At 66.3% G+C, this 18,131-nt stretch carries 12 protein-coding genes and 2 pseudogenes; 5 read left to right on the top strand and 9 right to left on the bottom strand.

Features of this window, described 5'->3' with window-relative positions:
• Positions 1 to 80: 80 nt before the first annotated feature.
• Positions 81 to 2,120 carry an MFS transporter gene (locus VJV41_RS06510; protein ID WP_325332313.1) on the top strand — a complete coding sequence of 680 codons (2,040 nt, stop codon included), beginning with the start codon at positions 81 to 83 and terminating at the stop codon, positions 2,118 to 2,120.
• 82 nt (positions 2,121 to 2,202) lie between these two features.
• Here VJV41_RS06510 and VJV41_RS06505 read toward each other — a convergent pair whose 3' ends face one another.
• From VJV41_RS06505 to VJV41_RS06485, 5 genes are all read right to left on the bottom strand, one after another.
• A complete protein-coding gene (locus tag VJV41_RS06505; protein ID WP_325332309.1) occupies positions 2,203 to 3,552 on the bottom strand; it encodes an FAD-binding oxidoreductase in 1,350 nt (449 codons plus the stop codon).
• Positions 3,552 to 6,977, bottom strand: coding sequence for a TM0106 family RecB-like putative nuclease (locus VJV41_RS06500; protein ID WP_325332307.1), 3,426 nt, complete (start codon positions 6,975 to 6,977; stop codon positions 3,552 to 3,554). The genes VJV41_RS06505 and VJV41_RS06500 overlap by 1 nt, the downstream gene beginning before the upstream one ends.
• Before the next feature lie 30 nt (positions 6,978 to 7,007).
• A complete protein-coding gene (locus VJV41_RS06495) occupies positions 7,008 to 7,544 on the bottom strand; it encodes an LppP/LprE family lipoprotein (protein ID WP_325332311.1) in 537 nt (178 codons plus the stop codon).
• Positions 7,545 to 7,612: 68 nt separating this feature from the next.
• Positions 7,613 to 9,196 carry an FAD-dependent monooxygenase gene (locus VJV41_RS06490; RefSeq protein WP_325332305.1) on the bottom strand — a complete coding sequence of 528 codons (1,584 nt, stop codon included), beginning with the start codon at positions 9,194 to 9,196 and terminating at the stop codon, positions 7,613 to 7,615.
• 93 nt (positions 9,197 to 9,289) lie between these two features.
• On the bottom strand, positions 9,290 to 9,898 hold the full coding sequence (locus VJV41_RS06485) for a TetR/AcrR family transcriptional regulator (protein ID WP_325332303.1): 609 nt from the start codon (positions 9,896 to 9,898) through the stop codon (positions 9,290 to 9,292).
• Between the two features lie 132 nt (positions 9,899 to 10,030).
• Between VJV41_RS06485 and VJV41_RS06480 the strand changes: the two genes are divergently transcribed.
• From VJV41_RS06480 to VJV41_RS06470, 3 genes and pseudogenes are all read left to right on the top strand, one after another.
• The gene (locus VJV41_RS06480) at positions 10,031 to 11,716 is read left to right on the top strand and encodes a DEAD/DEAH box helicase (RefSeq protein ID WP_325332301.1); all 1,686 of its coding nucleotides are present in this window, start codon (positions 10,031 to 10,033) and stop codon (positions 11,714 to 11,716) included.
• The gene (locus VJV41_RS06475; RefSeq protein WP_325332299.1) at positions 11,713 to 12,855 is read left to right on the top strand and encodes an acyltransferase; all 1,143 of its coding nucleotides are present in this window, start codon (positions 11,713 to 11,715) and stop codon (positions 12,853 to 12,855) included. Before VJV41_RS06480 ends, VJV41_RS06475 begins: the two co-directional genes overlap by 4 nt.
• Before the next feature lie 110 nt (positions 12,856 to 12,965).
• Positions 12,966 to 13,267, top strand: a pseudogene (locus tag VJV41_RS06470) (SIP domain-containing protein); the annotation flags it as partial.
• On the opposite strand, the gene VJV41_RS06465 reads toward VJV41_RS06470, so the two are convergent.
• From VJV41_RS06465 to VJV41_RS06450, 4 genes are all read right to left on the bottom strand, one after another.
• A complete protein-coding gene (locus tag VJV41_RS06465; protein ID WP_325332297.1) occupies positions 13,252 to 13,833 on the bottom strand; it encodes a TetR/AcrR family transcriptional regulator in 582 nt (193 codons plus the stop codon). The pseudogene VJV41_RS06470 and the gene VJV41_RS06465 overlap by 16 nt on opposite strands.
• Positions 13,833 to 15,074, bottom strand: a complete 1,242-nt coding sequence (locus VJV41_RS06460) for a cytochrome P450 (protein ID WP_325332295.1) — start codon at positions 15,072 to 15,074, stop codon at positions 13,833 to 13,835. Before VJV41_RS06460 ends, VJV41_RS06465 begins: the two co-directional genes overlap by 1 nt.
• Before the next feature lie 135 nt (positions 15,075 to 15,209).
• Positions 15,210 to 16,574 (bottom strand): FAD-binding oxidoreductase, encoded by a 1,365-nt coding sequence (locus VJV41_RS06455; protein ID WP_325332293.1) that lies wholly within the window; start codon positions 16,572 to 16,574, stop codon positions 15,210 to 15,212.
• Positions 16,575 to 16,589: 15 nt separating this feature from the next.
• Positions 16,590 to 17,831 (bottom strand): MFS transporter, encoded by a 1,242-nt coding sequence (locus VJV41_RS06450; protein WP_325332291.1) that lies wholly within the window; start codon positions 17,829 to 17,831, stop codon positions 16,590 to 16,592.
• Between the two features lie 101 nt (positions 17,832 to 17,932).
• Here VJV41_RS06450 and VJV41_RS06445 point away from each other — a divergent pair.
• Positions 17,933 to 18,131: pseudogene (locus VJV41_RS06445) on the top strand (uracil-DNA glycosylase); the annotation flags it as partial.

Here is an 18,131-nt window from a genome sequence, read left to right as displayed (position 1 = left end):
GCCAACAGCCCAGCCGCCCCGCACCGGCGCGGCCCAAAGCTGTCGGAACACCGGATAACCCGTGGAACGCCCTGTGGGCGATGATGGTCGGTTTCTTCATGATCCTGCTCGACGCCACCATCGTGGCCGTCGCGAACCCGTCCATCATGGAGAAGCTCGGGGCCAGCTACGACGCTGTCATCTGGGTCACCAGCGCCTACCTGTTGGCCTACGCCGTGCCGCTGCTGGTGGCCGGCCGGCTCGGGGATCGGTACGGCCCGAAGAACCTCTATCTGCTCGGGCTGACGGTGTTCACCGCGGCGTCTCTGTGGTGCGGGCTGGCCGACACCATCGGCATGCTGGTGGCCGCCCGCGTCGTGCAGGGGATCGGGGCGGCGCTGCTGACGCCGCAGACACTGTCGACCATCACGCGGATCTTCCCGGCTGAGCGCCGCGGCGTCGCGATGAGCGTCTGGGGCGCCACGGCGGGTGTGGCGACCCTGATCGGCCCACTGGCCGGCGGCGTGCTGGTCGACCGGCTCGGCTGGCAGTGGATCTTCTTCGTCAACGTGCCGATAGGCGTCATCGGCCTGGGGCTGGCGGTGTGGTTGATCCCGTTGCTGCCGACGCAGAAGCACGGCTTTGATCTGCTCGGCGTGCTGCTCTCCGGCATCGGCATGTTCTTGATCGTGTTCGCGCTCCAGGAGGGTCAGTCGCACGACTGGGCGCCGTGGATCTGGGGCACCCTGGCAGGCGGCGTCGGCTTCGTGGCGGCTTTTCTGTATTGGCAGTCGGTCAACCGCAACGAGCCGCTGGTCCCGTTGGCCATCTTCCGCGACCGCGACTTTTCGCTGTCGAATCTGGGCGTGGCGACCATCGGCTTCGTTGTGACCGCGTTGCTGCTGCCGCTGATGTTCTACACCCAGGCGGTGTGCGGGCTCTCGCCGACGCGCTCGGCGCTGTTGATCGCGCCGATGGCGATCACGACGGGCGTGCTCGCGCCGTTCGTCGGCAAGATCGTCGACCGCTCGCACCCGCGACCCGTCGTCGGCTTCGGCTTCTCGGTGCTGGCGATTGCGCTGACGTGGATGTCGGTCGAAACGACGCCGGTGACGCCGATCTGGCGGCTGATATTGCCGATCACCGCGATGGGCATCGGCATGGCGTTCATCTGGTCGCCGCTGGCCGCGACCGCCACCCGCAACCTACCGCCGGACCTGGCCGGCGCCGGTTCCGGTGTGTACAACACGACCCGTCAAGTCGGGTCGGTGCTGGGCAGCGCGGGCATGGCGGCGTTTATGACGTCGCGGATCAGCGCCGAGATGCCGCCGATGCCATCGGCAGCGCCGCAGGGTGAAGGGTCGGTGGCGCAGCTGCCCGCCTGGCTGCACGAACCGTTCGCCGCGGCCATGTCCCAATCCATGCTGCTGCCGGCGTTTTTCGCGTTGTTCGGTGTCGTCGCTGCGATGTTCCTTCTTGGCTTCGGGAACGCCGAGCTGCGAGTGCCCACTGAGGATGATGCGGAGGACGGCCATACCGGCCTAGCGGTCGACTACGGCGGCGACGAGCCGTTCGTCGACGACGACGAGTACGTCGAATACACGGTCTCGTGGGATGACCCACCCAAGCCTGCAGCTGCGGTTGTCGAGGACGACGACATCACTGAGCCGATGGAATCGCGTGCCGGACCTCTTCTGCACGCACCCGCCGAGACCTGGCACACCGCTCCCGTCGAGTCGTGGCATTGGGCGCACGACGAGGACATCGCGGAGTCCGAGCCGACGCCTGAGCCGCCACCGTCTCGGGGGTTGCCGACACCGGAGCGGCCGCAGGAGCGGTGGCGCTGGGGGTACCACCCGCCCGAAGGGCAGGGGGACATCCTCGACGAGCCAATTGGCTTCGCGCACAACGGGTTCCACATCGACGAGCGGGAGCGTTTCCAGGCGTTGCCTGAACCCGAGCCAGAGCCGCCGGCCAAGCCGAGGCCGCCACGCCACGGACCACGGGCCCGCCATTATCTGTCCGAGGACGAGCCCGAGCAACGGCCGTTCTGGTTCGAGTCCAACGGCAGGCATTCCCGCCACGACGACCCGGACGACGCACCGCGCTATGGCAGGCACTCCACGCGGGGCCGCGACTAGTTCTGCGCGAGCTCCCCACGCGCGAGCAGACGCGAAAGCACCCAAAATCTCGGCGTGTCGGGGCCTTTCGCGTCTGCTCGCGCTAAGAACGAAACAGCACCGCGGGATTGAGATAACCCGAAGGGTCGAACGCTGCCTTGACCGCGCGCATCGCCGCAATGTCGGCGTCGGTCCGCGCCATCGAAACGTAGTCACGCTTGCGGGTTCCGACGCCGTGCTCGGAACTGACATTGCCGCCGCAGCGGGCGATCAGCTCCATCATCGGCGCGTACAGTTCCCGCTCCGCATCGGGCCCGCAGCGCACCACATTGAGGTGCAGGTTGCCTTCGCCGATGTGGCCGAACAGCACAGGGATCGCATTCGGGGCGTGCTGGGTGACGAGCTCGGCCGATTCGGCGGCAAACGACGGAATGGTCGAAAGCGGAAGCGATACATCGAATTTCAACGGTGGACCGTACACGCCGAGCACCTCGGCAACGGATTCGCGCACCTGCCACAGCCGCTGCTGCGCACCGACGTCAACGCCGACCGCAGGTTCGTCCGACGTGCGCGCACTCTCCAGCGCGTCGGCCAGTCGCTCGGTTTGATCGGTGTCGCCGGCCAGCTCTATCAGCAGCTGCCATGCACCGTCGACGGGTGCGGCAACGCCGACGTGCTCGGCGGTCAGCGCGCTGGCGCGCGCGTCGATCAACTCCAGCGCGGCGATGCCGTCGAAATCCCGGAATATCCGGCCAGTTTCGACGAGCGCGTCGAGATCGGCGAACCCGCATATCGCAGTCACTCGCTGCTTCGGTGTGGGATGCAGCCGCAGATCCAGCCCGGTGATCACACCCAGCGTTCCCTCGGCGCCAATGAACAGCGATGTGAGGTCGTATCCGGTGTTGTCGCGCCGGACCTTGCTGTGCCGGTGCACCACCGACCCGTCGGGCAACGCGATATCGAGCCCGATGACCTGTTCACCCATGTTGCCGTACCGCACGGTTCGTAGGCCGCCGGCGTTCGTCGACGCCATTCCGCCGACGGTCGCCGAATCTCGCGCAGCCAGGTCGACACCGAACACCAGACCGGCGGCGGTCGCCGAGCGTTGCACCTCGGCCAGCGTCACGCCCGCGCCGACGTGCACACGTCGTTCGACGTCGTCGACCTCGCCGACATCACGCAGCCGCTCGGTGGACAGCAGCACGTCGTCGTGCTCGGGTACGGTCCCGGCCACCAGTGACGTCCGGCCGCCTTGCACTGTGACGTAGGCGCCCGCGTCGCGGCATGCCCGCAGCACCGCCGCGACCTCGTCGGCTGACCCTGGCCGCACCAGCGCGCTGGCCTGCCCGCGGTAGCGCCCGGTGTGGTCGACGCTGCGGCCCTCCAGCACATCGCGGTCGGTGATGACGTGCGCAGCACCCACGATCCCGGCCAGTGTGGCAGTCAGGCTCATCACGTGGGTGTATCACACGACGACAGCGACAAGAACGCACCCAGGTCCACCATGCCCGCCGGAGTTGACGGCAGATAGTCGGTGAGCAGCGGCGAGCGCACGATTACCGTGCGATACATGGCGCGGCTGATCGCCACATTGAGCCGGTTTCGGTTGAGCAGGAATGGCATACCGCGCGGAATGTCGTCGATCGCCGAGGCCGTCATCGACACGAATACGACGGGCGCTTCGCGGCCCTGGAGTTTGTCGACCGTGCCGACGAGCACATCGCACAGCGCCGCGTCCTCCAAGGCGCTCCGCAGCTGCAGCACCTGGGCGTTGTACGGCGCGACGACAAGAACATCGCTCTGCGCTAGATCACGCGTGCCGTGCTCGTCGGTCCACCGCGCACCGATCAGCCGGGTGATCTCGGCGGCGATCACTGTCGCCTCTTGCGGGCTGCACGTCGAGCATCCATCGTGGTCGACGCTCATGGTGTGCACACCGGGCTTGTATCCGTCCAACGTGCGCGCGGCGGTCTTCGGGTGCGGTTTCAATCGCTTGTCATAGGACAGCGCCGAATCCACTCGGCACAGGTCCGGATGCATGCGATGGGTCTCCTCGAGGAAGTACCCGTATTGCGTCGGCAGCACGTCGTGGCCCTCCATAAGCCAGCCGAGCGCCGAGCGGTCTACGGGTTCGGGGTGGCTGCCGGTGGATACCTGCCCCAGCTGCTGCGGGTCGCCGAGCAGCATGATGTTGCGTGCGGCGCGCGCGACCGCGATGGTGTAGCCCAGCGAGAATTGGCCTGCTTCGTCGATCGCGAGCAGGTCGAGATGGGCGGACGCCACCCGGGCGTCGTTGGCGAAATCCCATGCCGTTCCACCGATCACACATGCCTCGTGCTCAGATAGAAACGTGGCATGGTCGTCGTCACCGATCACCGTGAACCGGTCGGTGGACGCCGCGTCGTAGCTGGACTTCTTGGCGACCAGCGCGGGGTCCACCCCGGCGTCGACGATCTTGTTGAGCAGATGCGCGACGACGGAGTGTGACTGTGCGACAACACCGACCGACCAACCGTGGTCGTTCACCAACGACTTGATGACGCGCGCCGCGGTGTATGTCTTTCCGGTTCCCGGTGGACCATGCACGGCGACATACGACTTGTCGAGGTCCAAGACGGCCGCGGTGATGGACGTGATGTTGTCGTCGAGGCGAGGAAGACTGTCACCCGACTGCGTGGTAGGTGTTGCGCGACAAAGGATGTCGACGACGGCACAACGTGGCAGCCTGCCTTCGGCGACAGTAGCCACCGTCTCGGCGGCCAATTCCTCGATCGCCTCTTCGAGTTTGGCGGTGCGGAACGGCTTCGCCGGTGTCAAAGCCATCGGCAGCTGGGTGAATTGCCCCGACTCGGGCTCCAACTCCTCGACCAGGACCTCGACCGGCACCCCCTCGACTTCGGAGATCTCGAGCACAGTCACGTCGTGGGCGGCACGGCGATCGGGATGCTCGTCGTCGAGGCCCGCGGGTGCCGGGCGGTCGTACAGCGCCTGCGGGCGGCCGTCGAGCGTCCCTCCTTCCAACGCTCCAGTGAGGCGAAGATGCCTGCGATGCTTTTGCTTTCGCGGCGGCTTGTGCCAACCCTCCTCGACGACCGCGTTCTCGATCAGGAACACTCCCGAGGTGTCGCCCCATTCGTCGACAGGATGGTTCAGTCGTTGAAAATGTGTCCACCAGTAGGGCTTTCGCTCACGAGGTAGATATCCGCGCGCGGCCTGAATCAGCGCGACGGCGGTCTGCGCAGGTGTACGGTCGATGCTCACGCCGTCGCCGGCGAAATCCATTAGAACCTGCGCCGTCTCGTCGAGCGGCGGCACCTGTTCGCCCTTTTCGGCTGGGAGGGTCAGGTGTGTGACGCCGCATTCAAAGGCCCTCAGCAGCAACCAGTCCCGTAGCCGACGCGTCGAGCGGCAGTCGTATTCGTTGTAGTCCCGGATCTCCTTCAGGACTCCGGCGGCTTCGTCCGCGCGGCCCGCGTCGAGAAGCGCTCGATATCGCTCGTACTGCGTGATCGACGCGGCCGCGTTGGTCACCTCGCCCGAGCGCAAGTCCGAGCCCATGTACAGCGGCTCCAACGCCTTGAGCGAGTACGACGGGGCGCCGACACGCAGACTGTTGCGGACGATGGGGAAGAGGTCAACGAGCACGTCGGCCCGCAGCAGGTCATCGACCTCGTCTTCACACACCCCGTATCGGGCGGCAAGCTCCAACAGCTTGGTCCGTTCGTAGGCGGCGTAGTGGTAGATGTGCATGTCGGGATAACGCTTGCGGCGCTTCTGTACGAGCTTGAGGAAGTCGGTGAACGTCTTGCGTTCGGAGCGGCGGTCCTCCGCCCACAGTGGGGTGAAGTTGTCAGCGGCATCGAGAACGCCCCACATGTACTCCAGACCCCAGGTGACACCGTCGGCGGTCCACAGTGGGTCGCCCTCGAAGTCGAAGAACAGATCGCCGGGGTTCTTCGCGGGCAGTGCGCCGAGCGCGTCGGCGTCCGCGATCTCAAAATGCGGAACCCCGCTCTCGCGTTCCTGGACCTGTAATCGTGCCTGAGTGCGCAAGCCCGCGAGGGTGCTCGCCGCCATCCCGTCGACCGGGCCGGTCGAGGCGGCCAGGTCCGCGACGGTGCCGATCCCCTCGGCCATCAGCGTGTCGCGCTGAGTCATCCGCATGCCGGCGACCAGCAGCACGTCGTCATCCTCCACGACATTGGGCACACAGCACTCGCAGCGCATACACGCGCCCACCGTCGGGTCGCCCCAGACGACCGGCGCGCCGGACGCGAGATGGGCGTCGAGTAGATCCCGTAAATGGTCACGCCGCTGCCGGTACACCGGGATCAGATCGTCGACCGGATAGTCGACCGTCGTCCGGTCACCCAGGATCAGTCCTGCGGTGTTCGCAATGGGAACCCCCATGTCGCGAAGCGCGTCTGCGTAGCCCGCGATCTGGAGCAGCGCCTGGATCTTTGCGCGTCGAGCCAGCTTGGTGTCCAGCACCCGGTAGCGGTCGCCGTCGGACACGACGAAGTCGGCGAAGCCGACGAACCGCTCGTCGAACAGTACGGCTTGGTACACCACGGGGGGCCGGCGGTGGAATGCCTCGGCGGTGGCGCGGGCCGCGGATTGGAAGGCAGCCAGCGTGTACGCGGGCCGACCGATCCGGACCACGCCGTCGCCGTACTGTGCGATGAACTCGTCGAGGACGCGCTGTTCGTGTGCGTCGCCCAACTCGCTCGTGCGGCGGAGCAGATCGTCGTCTTCGACCTCGAGCTTGGGACCGCGGCCAAGCTTGGCGTCGAACGCCCGCAGCAGCGCATACTCGCACCGGGAGGCCGCTGCGAGGTCGGAGGCGCTGTAGATGACCTGAGCGTCGGCGACGAACACGATGCCACTGTATGTGAGCTGGCCGACACCTCAGCCTGTGTTGCCGATGAGCTCCACGCCGTTGCCGTTCCATCGGAACTTCACCACGCTGTCGAAGCCCTCGATGCCACCCGAGTACACCAGCGCGACGGTGTCGCCGGCCGCCGTTGACTCTTCAATGCCGTTGAACCCGTAAGTATCCGGAACGCCGGTCGGGATGAACTTGCCGAGGTGGAACATCACGGCGCGGGTGTTGGGATTCTCGGAATTGGTGTTGGCCTTGACGATCACCGCCGACAACTGTGCGCACTCGTTGTAGTTACCCGCCAGCGGTTCGGGGTTCCAGCCCTGATTACTGCGCGGATCGCGGGGCAGATCCGAGACGGCCTTGGCGATCTCGGGTGCGGCCAGGTTGACGGCACACGGGTCGGCGGCGGCCTGTGTTGTCGTCGGGATCGTCACCGTCGGCGCTGGAGGTCGGGTACTCGCGGGGGCGGGGGAAGCCACGGTCGGTTCGGGTGTCTTGGAGACGGTCGAGTCGCTCGACCCGCATCCCGCGAGCGCCAGCGCCAGCGCCCCAATCATCATCGTCCACTTCACTTGATCCACCGTTGCATGGTCGAGCATGTGGGAATCCGCCGACACACCGGCGAACGTCACGCTCGATTCAGGATCGTCGACAGACTGTGCACGAGTTCATGATCGGGCCGTTCGGGAAGGTTCGACGTGCGCCATCCCACGAACGCATCGGGGCGGACTAACAACGCGCCGTCCGGCTCCAGCCCAGTAGCGCCGGCCCACGCCCCATCCTCGTCGACGCGATGAACGGTGATCGGGACACCGAGGGTCTTCGCCGCCGAAGCGGCGGCCGAATCCCATGCGCCGTCGTCGCCGGTGAGCAGAGTGAAGCCCGGGCCGAGTAGGTCGAGGGTGGACACGCGTGTGCCGTCATGCTCAACCCACAGATGTGGCACACGGGTTCCGGCCTGTCCGCGCAATTCGCCGACGAGTGCAACGCCGTCCGCCGGGCCGGCGTCATCCGGGACGACAGCGGCCGAGTGATACCGGTAGCCGGCGAGTAGGGCGAACATCGGCGCCTCTTCGTCCGCGGGCAGCATCGGCTCGTTGCCTTCAAGTCGTAGGAAGGAGACAGGCGGCCCGGTCAGTGACTGCCGCGCGCTGAAGCGACCGACGGGGTATCGCTCGGCGTGGTAGGTGTCCAGCAGTCCTTGCCCGGCTGTCCCGGCCAGGTGTGCGGCGAGTTTCCAGGCCAGATTGTCGGCGCTCTGGATCGCGGTGTTGGCCCCACCGGCCTTGAATGGCGGCATCGCATGCGCGGCGTCGCCGACGAGAAACACTCTGCCGCAGCGGAACCGATCGGCGACCCGCTCATACGGCCGCCACGGCGCGACATCGATGATGTCGACGTCGATATGCTCACCGACCGCCTTGCCGATCAACTCGCGGCACCGTTGCGCGGTGAACTGTTCGGCCGTCTCACCTCTGCTGGGCAAGTAGGTCATGATGAACATCCCGAGGTCGTGTTCGGCGGCGACGAAGATCCCGTCCACGTCGGCGTTTCTGACTTGGACGCCGGCCCCGACCCCCAGATGCGCAACGAATTTCTGCCAGGGCGCGCGGAAATATATGAAGACGACGTAGATCGGCAGCGCGCCGAACCCGTGGGTGGTGATCCCGAGCATGTCGCGGATGCGGCTGTGCACACCGTCGGCCGCGACGAGGTAATCCGCCCGTACTGTGGCCTCTTGTCCCGAATCCAGATCACCCACCACCGCGGTGACACCGGCCTCGTCCTGTTCGAATGACACCAACTCCGTTCCGTAGCGCGCCTCGTTGCCGCGTCCGCGCGTGTAGGCCAACAAGATCGGCTCGAGCCTGCTCTGCGGGCAGTACTGAACGGAGGGTTCGGGGCTCAGCGCGTCGAATTCGGCGAACACGGAGTCGAAGTCGATCACCTCTTCGTCGGGGCTGTTCAGCGCCGACTTGACCGCCATGGCCGACACCCCGCTGGCGATCGCGTGGATCTCGTCAGCCAGGCCCAGGCCGCGCAGAACCTCCAAAGTGCGAAAGCTCAGATTGCGCGCTTTCGGATAGAGGAACACCTCGCGACGCTTCTCCACCAGCAGGGAGCCGAGGCCGTGTTTGGCCAGCAGCGCGGACATGGCGAGACCACCGGCGCCGGCGCCGACGATTAGGACCGGTGTCCGTGTGGTGTTCATAACCCCTCTTCGGTCGATGACCACAGACGGAACTAATCAGTTCCGTCTAGATTGAGAGTGGCACGACCGGTAGGCCGACGCAAGGCCAGATTGCTACGAAGCCAGTGGAGCGGTGGCCAACGGCAGAATCACGTCTTCGAGGATGCGCCGGACCCACACGCGGTCGATCGGTCTGCCGGAGATCACACGCAACACGTTCAGGCCGAGGGCGGTGTCGGCTACCAAGCTGAGGTCTCGACCGGCGGGGATTTCCCCGCGTGCGACAGCGCGATCTAGCACCGACCTCATCAGCTGGCGCGGCGTGGACAGAACGAGGTCGTCGAGGGCAGCCGCTAAGGCAGGATCTCGCGAGGCTGCTGTCGCCACTCCGGCGATCACTTTTATTGTGTGCACGTCGGATTCGTCGTAGTCGGGCACCGCCGAGACGAGGGTTTGGATGTCGCCGCGCAGGCTTCCGGTGTCCGGCGGCTCGCCTGGCCCCCTTTGTCGTCGCCAATGCGCGATCGCCTCAGCGACCACCTCGGCCTTCGAAGACCAGCGTCGGTAGATTGCTGCTTTGCCCACCCTCGCGCGGGAAGCGACGTCATCCATGCTCATCCGGTCATAGCCTTGATCGGCGAGCGCCGCGAGGGCCGCATCGAGGATGGCGGCATCGAGAGCCCGGTCGAAGCGCGCCGGATTTCGCCCAGCCTTGGCGGTCATGACCTCGTGCCCCCTGTTTACTCGAAACGTATTCGTTCCGAGTAATTGTAGGTGTGCTCGAGCTGAACCCGGGATCGCGCGCCGTACCGAGTGGCGGGGAAACCCGCCGCCAGCCACTAGACTCGACGGGACATGACGTCCCCCGAACCGGACGCGCCCAGCGCCGACCTGACATTCGATGACCTGCAGATTCACCCGTCGGTGCTGCAGGCCGTCGGCGACGTCGGTTATGAGTCGCCGTCAGCCATCCAGGCCGCGACCATCCCCGCGTTGATGGCGGGCTCCGATGTCGTCGGACTGGCCCAGACCGGCACTGGCAAGACAGCCGCGTTCGCCATCCCGATCCTGTCCAAGATCGACCCCGCCAACAAGACCACGCAGGCGCTGGTGCTGGCGCCGACGCGCGAGCTGGCGCTGCAGGTCGCCGAGGCGTTCAGCCGCTACGGCGCACACCTGCCTCAGATCAACGTGTTGCCGATCTACGGCGGTTCGTCCTACGGCCCGCAGCTGGCCGGTCTGCGGCGCGGCGCCCAGGTCGTCGTCGGTACACCGGGTCGGGTGATCGACCATCTCGAGAAGGGCACGCTGGACCTCACTCACCTTGACTATCTGGTGCTCGACGAGGCCGACGAGATGCTGCAGATGGGCTTCGCCGAAGACGTCGAGCGCATCCTCGCCGACACCCCCGAGTACAAACAGGTCGCGCTGTTCTCCGCCACGATGCCTCCGGGCATCCGCAAGATCACCAAGAAGTACCTGCACGACGCCGTCGAGGTGTCGGTCAAATCGAAAACGGCCACCGCGGAAAACATTACGCAGCGCTACATTCAGGTGGCTGGTCCACGCAAGATGGACGCGCTCACCCGTCTCCTCGAAGTCGAGCCGTTCGAGGCGATGATCGTGTTCGTCCGCACCAAGCAGGCCACCGAGGAGGTCGCCGAGAAACTGCGGGCCCGTGGGTTCTCCGCGGCGGCGATCAACGGCGACATCCCGCAGGCGCAGCGCGAGCGCACGATCGCGGCGTTGAAGGACGGGACCGTCGACATTCTGGTCGCAACGGATGTCGCGGCCCGCGGGCTGGACGTCGAACGCATCTCGCACGTGCTGAACTACGACATCCCGCACGACACCGAGTCCTATGTGCACCGCATCGGGCGCACGGGTCGTGCGGGCCGCTCTGGGCAGGCGCTGCTGTTTGTGTCGCCACGCGAGCGGCACATGCTCAAATCCATCGAGAAGGCGACCCGCCAACAACTCACCGAGGCCGAACTGCCCACCGTCGACCACGTCAATGCGCAGCGCGTGGCGAAGTTCTCCGACTCCATCACCGACGCCCTCGGCGCTCCGGGCTTCGAACTGTTCCGGCGGATGATCGAGGACTACGAGCGTGAGAACGACGTCCCGATGGTCGACATCGCCGCCGCCCTGGCGGCGCAGTCCCGCGACGGCGAGCAGTTCCTCATGTCGGAACCGCCGCCGGAGAAGCGTCGACGCGACGAGCGGCCCGAGCGGTCCGACCGTGGCCCCAAGCGCAAGCCGGGGCAGGGCTTCGCGACCTATCGCATCGCGGTTGGCAAGCGGCACAAGGTGAGTCCGGGTGCGATCGTTGGCGCAATCGCCAATGAGGGCGGCCTGCATCGCAGCGATTTCGGGCACATCTCCATCCGGCCGGATCACTCGCTGGTCGAGTTGCCCGCGGAGCTGCCTCGCGAGACCGTGAAAGCGTTGGAGCGGACTCGCATTCAGGGAATCCTGATCAATCTGCGACCCGACCGGCCGCCACGCAAGGCCGGGAAGAACAACCACAAATCGACATGACACTGTCGAAGGACGTGACAGTGCAGGGCGGGCTGGAGTCGGTCAGCAAGGCTGAGCGCGTCGCGTCCCTCACGGGCATCCGGGCGGTCGCCGCACTGCTGGTCATGCTGACGCACGCCGCTTACACCACCGGCAAGTACACGCACGGCTACGTCGGGCTGATGTATTCGCGGACGGAGATCGGTGTGCCGATCTTCTTTGTGCTGTCGGGGTTTTTGCTGTTCGGGCCGTGGGTCAAGGCGGCCGCGTCGGACGGTTCGCCGCCGTCCGTGCGGCGCTATGCCTGGCACCGGGTGCGACGCATCATGCCGGCGTACGCCGTCACCGTGGTGGTGGCCTATCTGCTGTATCACTGGCGCACCGCGGGTCCGAATCCAGGCCACAGCCTCGTGGGGTTGCTCCGCAACCTGACATTGACGCAGATCTATACCGACAACTATCTATATTCGTATCTGCACCAAGGGCTTACGCAGATGTGGAGCCTTGCGGTGGAGGTCGCCTTCTACGTGGCGCTGCCGCTGATGGCCTATCTGCTGATCGTCGTGCTGTGCCGTCGGCGATGGCGACCGGGCCTGCTGCTGGCAGGGCTGACCGGTTTTGCATTGATCACGCCTGCGTGGCTAATCCTGGTGCACACCACCAACTTTCTGCCCGACGGCGCGCGGCTGTGGCTACCGACATACCTCGCGTGGTTCATCGGCGGCATGATGCTGGCGGTTCTGCAATCTCAGGGTGTGCGGGCCTACGCGATGGTGTGTGTTCCGCTGGCGCTTGTGTCGTTCTTCATTGCCTCGACGCCCATCGCGGGCGAACCCACTACCTCTCCGAACGAGTTGCGCGAGGCACTGGCGAAGGCGGCGTTCTACGCCGTGATCGCCACGCTGATGGTCGCGCCGCTGGCTCTCGGCGACCGCGGTTGGTACGCCAAATTCCTGGCGAGCCGGCCGATGGTGTTCCTCGGCGAGATCTCCTACGAGATCTTCCTCATCCACCTGATCGTCATGGAGTTGGTGATGGTCGAGATCTTGCGCTTCCCGATCTACACCGGCTCGATCCTCGCGTTGTTCGTTGCGACGTTCGTGGTCACGGTTCCGCTGGCTTGGCTGCTGCACCGCTTCACGCACGTCCGCTCGGACTGACGTGGGCCGCCGAAACTGCTCACAGATCGCGATGCGGCGCGAAATCGCGATCTCTCCGCAGTTTCGAGGCTGGGGCCAGTCCCGGATGCATCGTAGTTAGGTTAAGCCGCACGCTCGTCGACCCCAACCCCGAAGCCGACGCCGTCGACATCGAGTTCGCCCTGCACGACGGCGTCGCATCTCGGTGGGCCCAAAATGCGCAGCCCGGCGACACTGCGTCGTGTGGGTGGACCGCAAGAACGGCGGCGAGGCGCTGGTGCAGGCCGTCGGCGAGTCGGCGTTCGACGCCGCCGACCACTTCGGCTGGGTGGCGTGCGACAACAGCACCACCCGCGCAGTCGCCAAGGTTTTGCGCGAGGACTACAAGATCGCGCGCAAATCCATTAAGGCTCAGGCTTATTGGGTCGCTTGACGGCTCGGTAGCACGATCGGCACGACGAATTCCTCGAGCATCCCTCGCTCGTCGTCCTCGTCATGTCCGGGGAACATGAACAGCGAGGTCATCACTCGCACCAGCCAGCGGGCCCGGTGCGCGACCAACTCCGGGTCGTCAGGCCCCAGCGAGATGATGAATGCCTCGGTCAGCGCCTTGATCACCTCGGACTGTTCGGCCATCTCCGCGCCGATGGGCCGTTGCGTGGTGGCGAACCACGATGCCAGCGCGGGGCTTTGCCGGACATTGTGCAGCGAGGCCATCATGCCTTCGATCAACCGCTCGTGCGGGTCGACGACAGAATTGATCTGCTCGGTCATCTCGCGATACAGCCGGTAGCTTTCGCGATGCACGTATGCGGTATACAACGCTTCGCGGTTTTCGAAGTATCGGTACAGCGTGGCGCGGGAACATCCTGCCGTCGAGGCGATTTCGTGCATGCCGACAGTCGCGGCCTCCTGTCGCGCGAACAGCTCACCGGCCGCGTCCAAGATCCGGTCCGCGGCCACCTCCGTACGTCGCGCGGCCAGCCAGTCGCCGGGCATCAGGGCGTCACCTTGAACGGAACGGACAACGGCCGTCGCACGTAACTTCCACCGGCCCAGACGATTCCGGACTCGTCGACCTCGAAGTCCGGGCAACGCGCCAGCAGTTCGGTCAGCGCGATGCGCGACTGCATGCGTGCCGCGGCGGCGCCTAGGCAGAAGTGCGCGCCGTGGCTGAACGTCATGATGTTTCGCGGCCGCCGCTGGACATCCAGTTCGGCTGCATCGGGGCCGTATTCGCGCTCGTCCCGGTTGGCCGATCCGTACAGCAGCAGCACCCTGCGGCCCGCCGGAATCGTGGTGTCGCGGATGGTCACGTCGCGAGTTGTGCTGCGGGCCAGGCCCTGTACCGGCGACGTCAGACGCAGAAATTCGTCGACCGCATCGGGAATCAGGCCGGTGTTCGAGGCCAGCAGCCGCCGCTGATCGGGCCGCTGGTGCAGCAGCTGCACAGCACCACCGAGCATGCCGGTCGTGGTGTCATTGCCGCCGGTGACCATCGTGAACGTGAACGCCAGCACGGACAGCGTGCCTTGGATGTCACCGTCGGCGCCGACACCCGCCGCGACCAGATGCGAAATCGTGTCGTCCTCGGGTTCGCGGCGCCGGCGTTCAATCAACCCGGTGAAGTAGGCCATCATCGAGCCCAGTGCCTCGCCAAGCCCGCCCAGTGCACCGGCGACGCCGCCGGAGGTGGTGTTGGCCGCGACGATCGCGTCGGTCCACCCGTCGAACTGATTGCGGTCCTCTTCGGGCACCCCTAGGTAGTGTGCGACGACCATGGACGGCAGCGGCTTGAACAACTCGGCCACGATGTCGCCGCCGCCGTTCGCCCGGATGCGCTCGAGGCGCTGGACGACGAACTCGCGCACCTTCGGCTCGACAGCCTCTACCTGCCTGGGCGTGAAGCCGCGTGACACCAGCTTGCGGAACTCGGTGTGCACCGGTGGATCCTGCATGACGAACGGCGGATTGTCTTGCAGCCCAATGAGTTCGAGCTCGCCATAGTTGACCGTCAGCCCCTGCGCCGACGAGAACGTCTGGTTGTCGCGCGCGGCTTCCCACACATCGGCGTGCCGGGAAAGCACGTAGTAGTCGTGGTCGGGATTCGCTGCCGGGACGACGTGGTGAACCGGGTCGTTGTCGCGCAGCGCTCTATACATCGGCCACGGGTTCGGCCAAGTGTCGGCGTCAGCGAGCTGGAACCGCACCGGCAAACCGTGAGACAGAGTAGCTGTCATGTCTCATTGGTACGACACGACCTGGGCCCCTGTCAACAGCTCACTGCGCGAGCAGACGCAAAACTGCGCTAAATCGCCCGAAAAGAGGGCATCTTTGCGTTCCCCTACCTGCGGTGTGGGCCCAGCTCGCGAGTCCTAGATTGCCGCGCCGGGGTTGAGGATGCCGTCGGGGTCCATCGCCTGCTTGATGCGCCGGTTGAGCTCCATCGCCTCAGGTCCGAGTTGGCCCGCCAACCATGGCCGTTTGAGCCGGCCGACGCCATGTTCGCCGGTGATCGTGCCGCCGAGGCCGACGGCCAGATCCATGATCTCGCCGAACGCCTTCTGCGCCCGTCCTGCCATCGCGGCATCGGCGGGGTCGTACACGATCAGCGGATGGGTGTTGCCGTCGCCGGCATGGGCGATCACCGAGATCATCAGGTCGTGGTTCGCGGCGATCTTGGCCACACCGGCGACGAGGTCGGCCAGCGCGGGCAGCGGCACCCCGACGTCCTCGAGCAGCAGCGAGCCCTTGGCCTCCACGGCGGGTATGCAGAACCGGCGTGCGGCCACGAACGCCTCACCCTCGTCGGGGTCAGCGGTCGAAAACACTTCCTTGGCACCGTGTTCGGTGAACACACCAGCCATGAACTCGGCGTCCTCGACGCCGGAGGGCCCACGGTCGTCGGTGGCCGCCACCATCATCGCCGCCGCAGACCGGTCCAGGCCCATGCGCAGCTTGTCCTCCACGGCGTTGATGGCCGCCGAGTCCATGAACTCCAGCATCGATGGCCGTATCTTGCCGGTGATCGTGACGACCGCTCCGGCCGCCGATTCCACCGAGTCGAACGTCGCGACCACCGTGCTCGCGACGTGCTGCGGAGGCAGCAGCCGCAGCGTCACCTCGGTGATAACCCCGAGAGTGCCCTCGCTGCCGACGAACAACTTGGTCAGCGACAGCCCAGCCACGTCCTTGAGCCGCGGGCCGCCCAGCCGCACCGCGGTGCCGTCCGCCAACACCACCTGCAGGCCCAGCACGTAGTCGGTGGTGACGCCGTACTTCACGCAGCACAATCCACCGGCATTGGTCGCGATGTTGCCGCCGATGCTGCAGATCTCGAACGACGACGGGTCCGGCGGGTACCACAGCCCGTATTCGGCGACGGCCTTCTTCACCTCGGCATTCAACAGTCCAGGCTGGGCGACGGCGGTACGCGTCACGGGGTCGACGGTGACGTCACGCATCTTCTCCGTGGACAGCACGATGCCGCCGTTGAGTGCCGTCGCGCCGCCAGAGAGCCCGGTGCCCATGCCGCGTGGCACGACGGCGATCTTGTGCTTTGTGGCCCAGCGCATGACCGTCTGCACCTCGTCGGTGCGCCGCGGGCGCACGACGGCCAGCGCTGTGCCTGCATTCGGGTCGAAGGCGCGGTCCTGCCGGTAGGACGCCAAGATGTCGGGGTCGGTGACTACGACGCCGTCGGGTAGCTCGGCGATGAGCTCGGGCAGAGCTGACTCCACCAGGCAATCGTAGGTCTAGATGCGTGGCGCCCCGTCCGCCTCACGGTCAAGCTCCCGCAGCGCAGGCAGAAACACTGCGACCAGACCCAGTAGCAGCATCGGCAGTGACAAAGCGAGGAACGTCGCATGCAGGCCGGCGGCGTCGGCCAATGGCCCGGCGAGCACCAATCCCAGCGGCCCTGCGGCGTAGGCCAGCGACCCCATGACTCCGACCACCCGGCCGCGTAGGTGCTGCGGCGCGCGGGTCTGCATCACGTAGTTGTAGATCGGCGCGATCGGACCGTAGACGAACCCGACAACCGCGCACAGCACGAGGATCACCGGCAGCGGCGGCAGGAACGCGATCACCGTCATCGCGACCCCCAGCGTGATCACGGCCGTCAGCATCGTCGCCCGTCTGCTCGTGTACTTCGACATCACCGCATACCCAAGCGCTCCGATCAGGCCGCCGATGCTGAGTGCCATCAGCACCCAGCCCAACTGCGCCGGCTCGTTGCGGTCGGTGAAGTACTTGGGGAACAACACGCTTTCCATCGGCATGTACAGACCCGTCGCCGCCAGGTCGACGAACGCCAGCGTGCGCAGCACCCGGTTGTGCCACACGAAGCGAAGACCTTCGAGGATTCCCGCCCACACACCGTCGGGCAGCGCGGTCCGGTCCGGCTTGCCCGTACCCTCGAGTCGCAGCACGCCGATGGCCACGATCGACAGCCCGAATGCGGATGCGGTCACCCACATGGTGTTGACGCCGCCAAGCGTCGCGATCAGCAGGCCGCCGATGCCCGGACCGACGATGTAGGCGAGGTTGAAGACCGCCTCGTACACGCTGTTGGCGTGGTCGAGCGTCCAGCCAGCACGGCCGGCCGCCTCCGGCAGCATCGTCTCGCGCGCTGTCATCCCGGCAGGGTCGAAGAAGGCGCCCAGTGCGGCGAGTCCCGCGAGCACCGCGACATTCACGGCCTGCACGCCGAACGTGAGCGCCAGAACCGGCACGGCCGCGACCGACAACGCCGACAACGCGTCGGAGATCATCGCGACCCGCCTGCGGCCGAGGTAATCGACCGCCGCGCCTGCGATCAACGTGGCGGCAAGCAAGGGCAGTGTGCCCGCCATCGCCACCACCGAGGCGTCCAAAGCAGAGCCGTTGCGCTGCAACACAAGCCACGGAAACGCGACTATCGAAATGCCGTTGCCCGCACCGGCCATCAGCGCGGCGAACAGGATCAAGTACAGGGGGCCGCGCTTGCTATCTGTCATGAGGTATCGCGGCCGAATCTAACAGCGGCCAGGCCCACTGGGCATCCGATTTGTGCCGGGCCCGCCCGGCGCCGATCTTCCGCCGCAGGCACAGTGGTCTGGTGAAGTTCGCTCATCCGCATACCGGCGCGTTGTTCGACTCGCCGGTACCGCCTGGCTCCGGCTGGCCAGGAGATCCGGCCACGTCGCGGACCGCGGTGGCCGAAACGCCGGCGCACGTCGCGTCGATGGCGGCGGCGGTCCGCACTCTCGATGAACTCGACGCTGAGGTCTCGGTGTGCCGAGCCTGCCCGCGGCTGG

Source organism: Mycobacterium sp., from assembly GCF_035274705.1.
Taxonomy (GTDB): Bacteria; Actinomycetota; Actinomycetes; order Mycobacteriales; family Mycobacteriaceae; genus Mycobacterium.
The sequence above is the reverse complement of the archived record's forward strand: the minus strand, read 5'-3'. Positions and strand labels throughout refer to the sequence as shown.

Bases quoted from the DNA above. Each gene is read 5' to 3' on its own strand.
- VJV41_RS06510 (WP_325332313.1), top strand. From the start codon at position 81: ATGATGGTCGGTTTCTTCATGATCCTGCTCGACGCCACCATCGTGGCC.
- VJV41_RS06505 (WP_325332309.1), bottom strand. From the start codon at position 3,552: ATGAGCCTGACTGCCACACTGGCCGGGATCGTGGGTGCTGCGCACGTC.
- VJV41_RS06495 (WP_325332311.1), bottom strand. From the start codon at position 7,544: ATGATGATTGGGGCGCTGGCGCTGGCGCTCGCGGGATGCGGGTCGAGC.
- VJV41_RS06490 (WP_325332305.1), bottom strand. From the start codon at position 9,196: ATGAACACCACACGGACACCGGTCCTAATCGTCGGCGCCGGCGCCGGT.
- VJV41_RS06485 (WP_325332303.1), bottom strand. From the start codon at position 9,898: ATGACCGCCAAGGCTGGGCGAAATCCGGCGCGCTTCGACCGGGCTCTC.
- VJV41_RS06480 (WP_325332301.1), top strand. From the start codon at position 10,031: ATGACGTCCCCCGAACCGGACGCGCCCAGCGCCGACCTGACATTCGAT.
- VJV41_RS06475 (WP_325332299.1), top strand. From the start codon at position 11,713: ATGACACTGTCGAAGGACGTGACAGTGCAGGGCGGGCTGGAGTCGGTC.
- VJV41_RS06465 (WP_325332297.1), bottom strand. From the start codon at position 13,833: ATGCCCGGCGACTGGCTGGCCGCGCGACGTACGGAGGTGGCCGCGGAC.
- VJV41_RS06460 (WP_325332295.1), bottom strand. From the start codon at position 15,074: ATGACAGCTACTCTGTCTCACGGTTTGCCGGTGCGGTTCCAGCTCGCT.
- VJV41_RS06450 (WP_325332291.1), bottom strand. From the start codon at position 17,831: ATGACAGATAGCAAGCGCGGCCCCCTGTACTTGATCCTGTTCGCCGCG.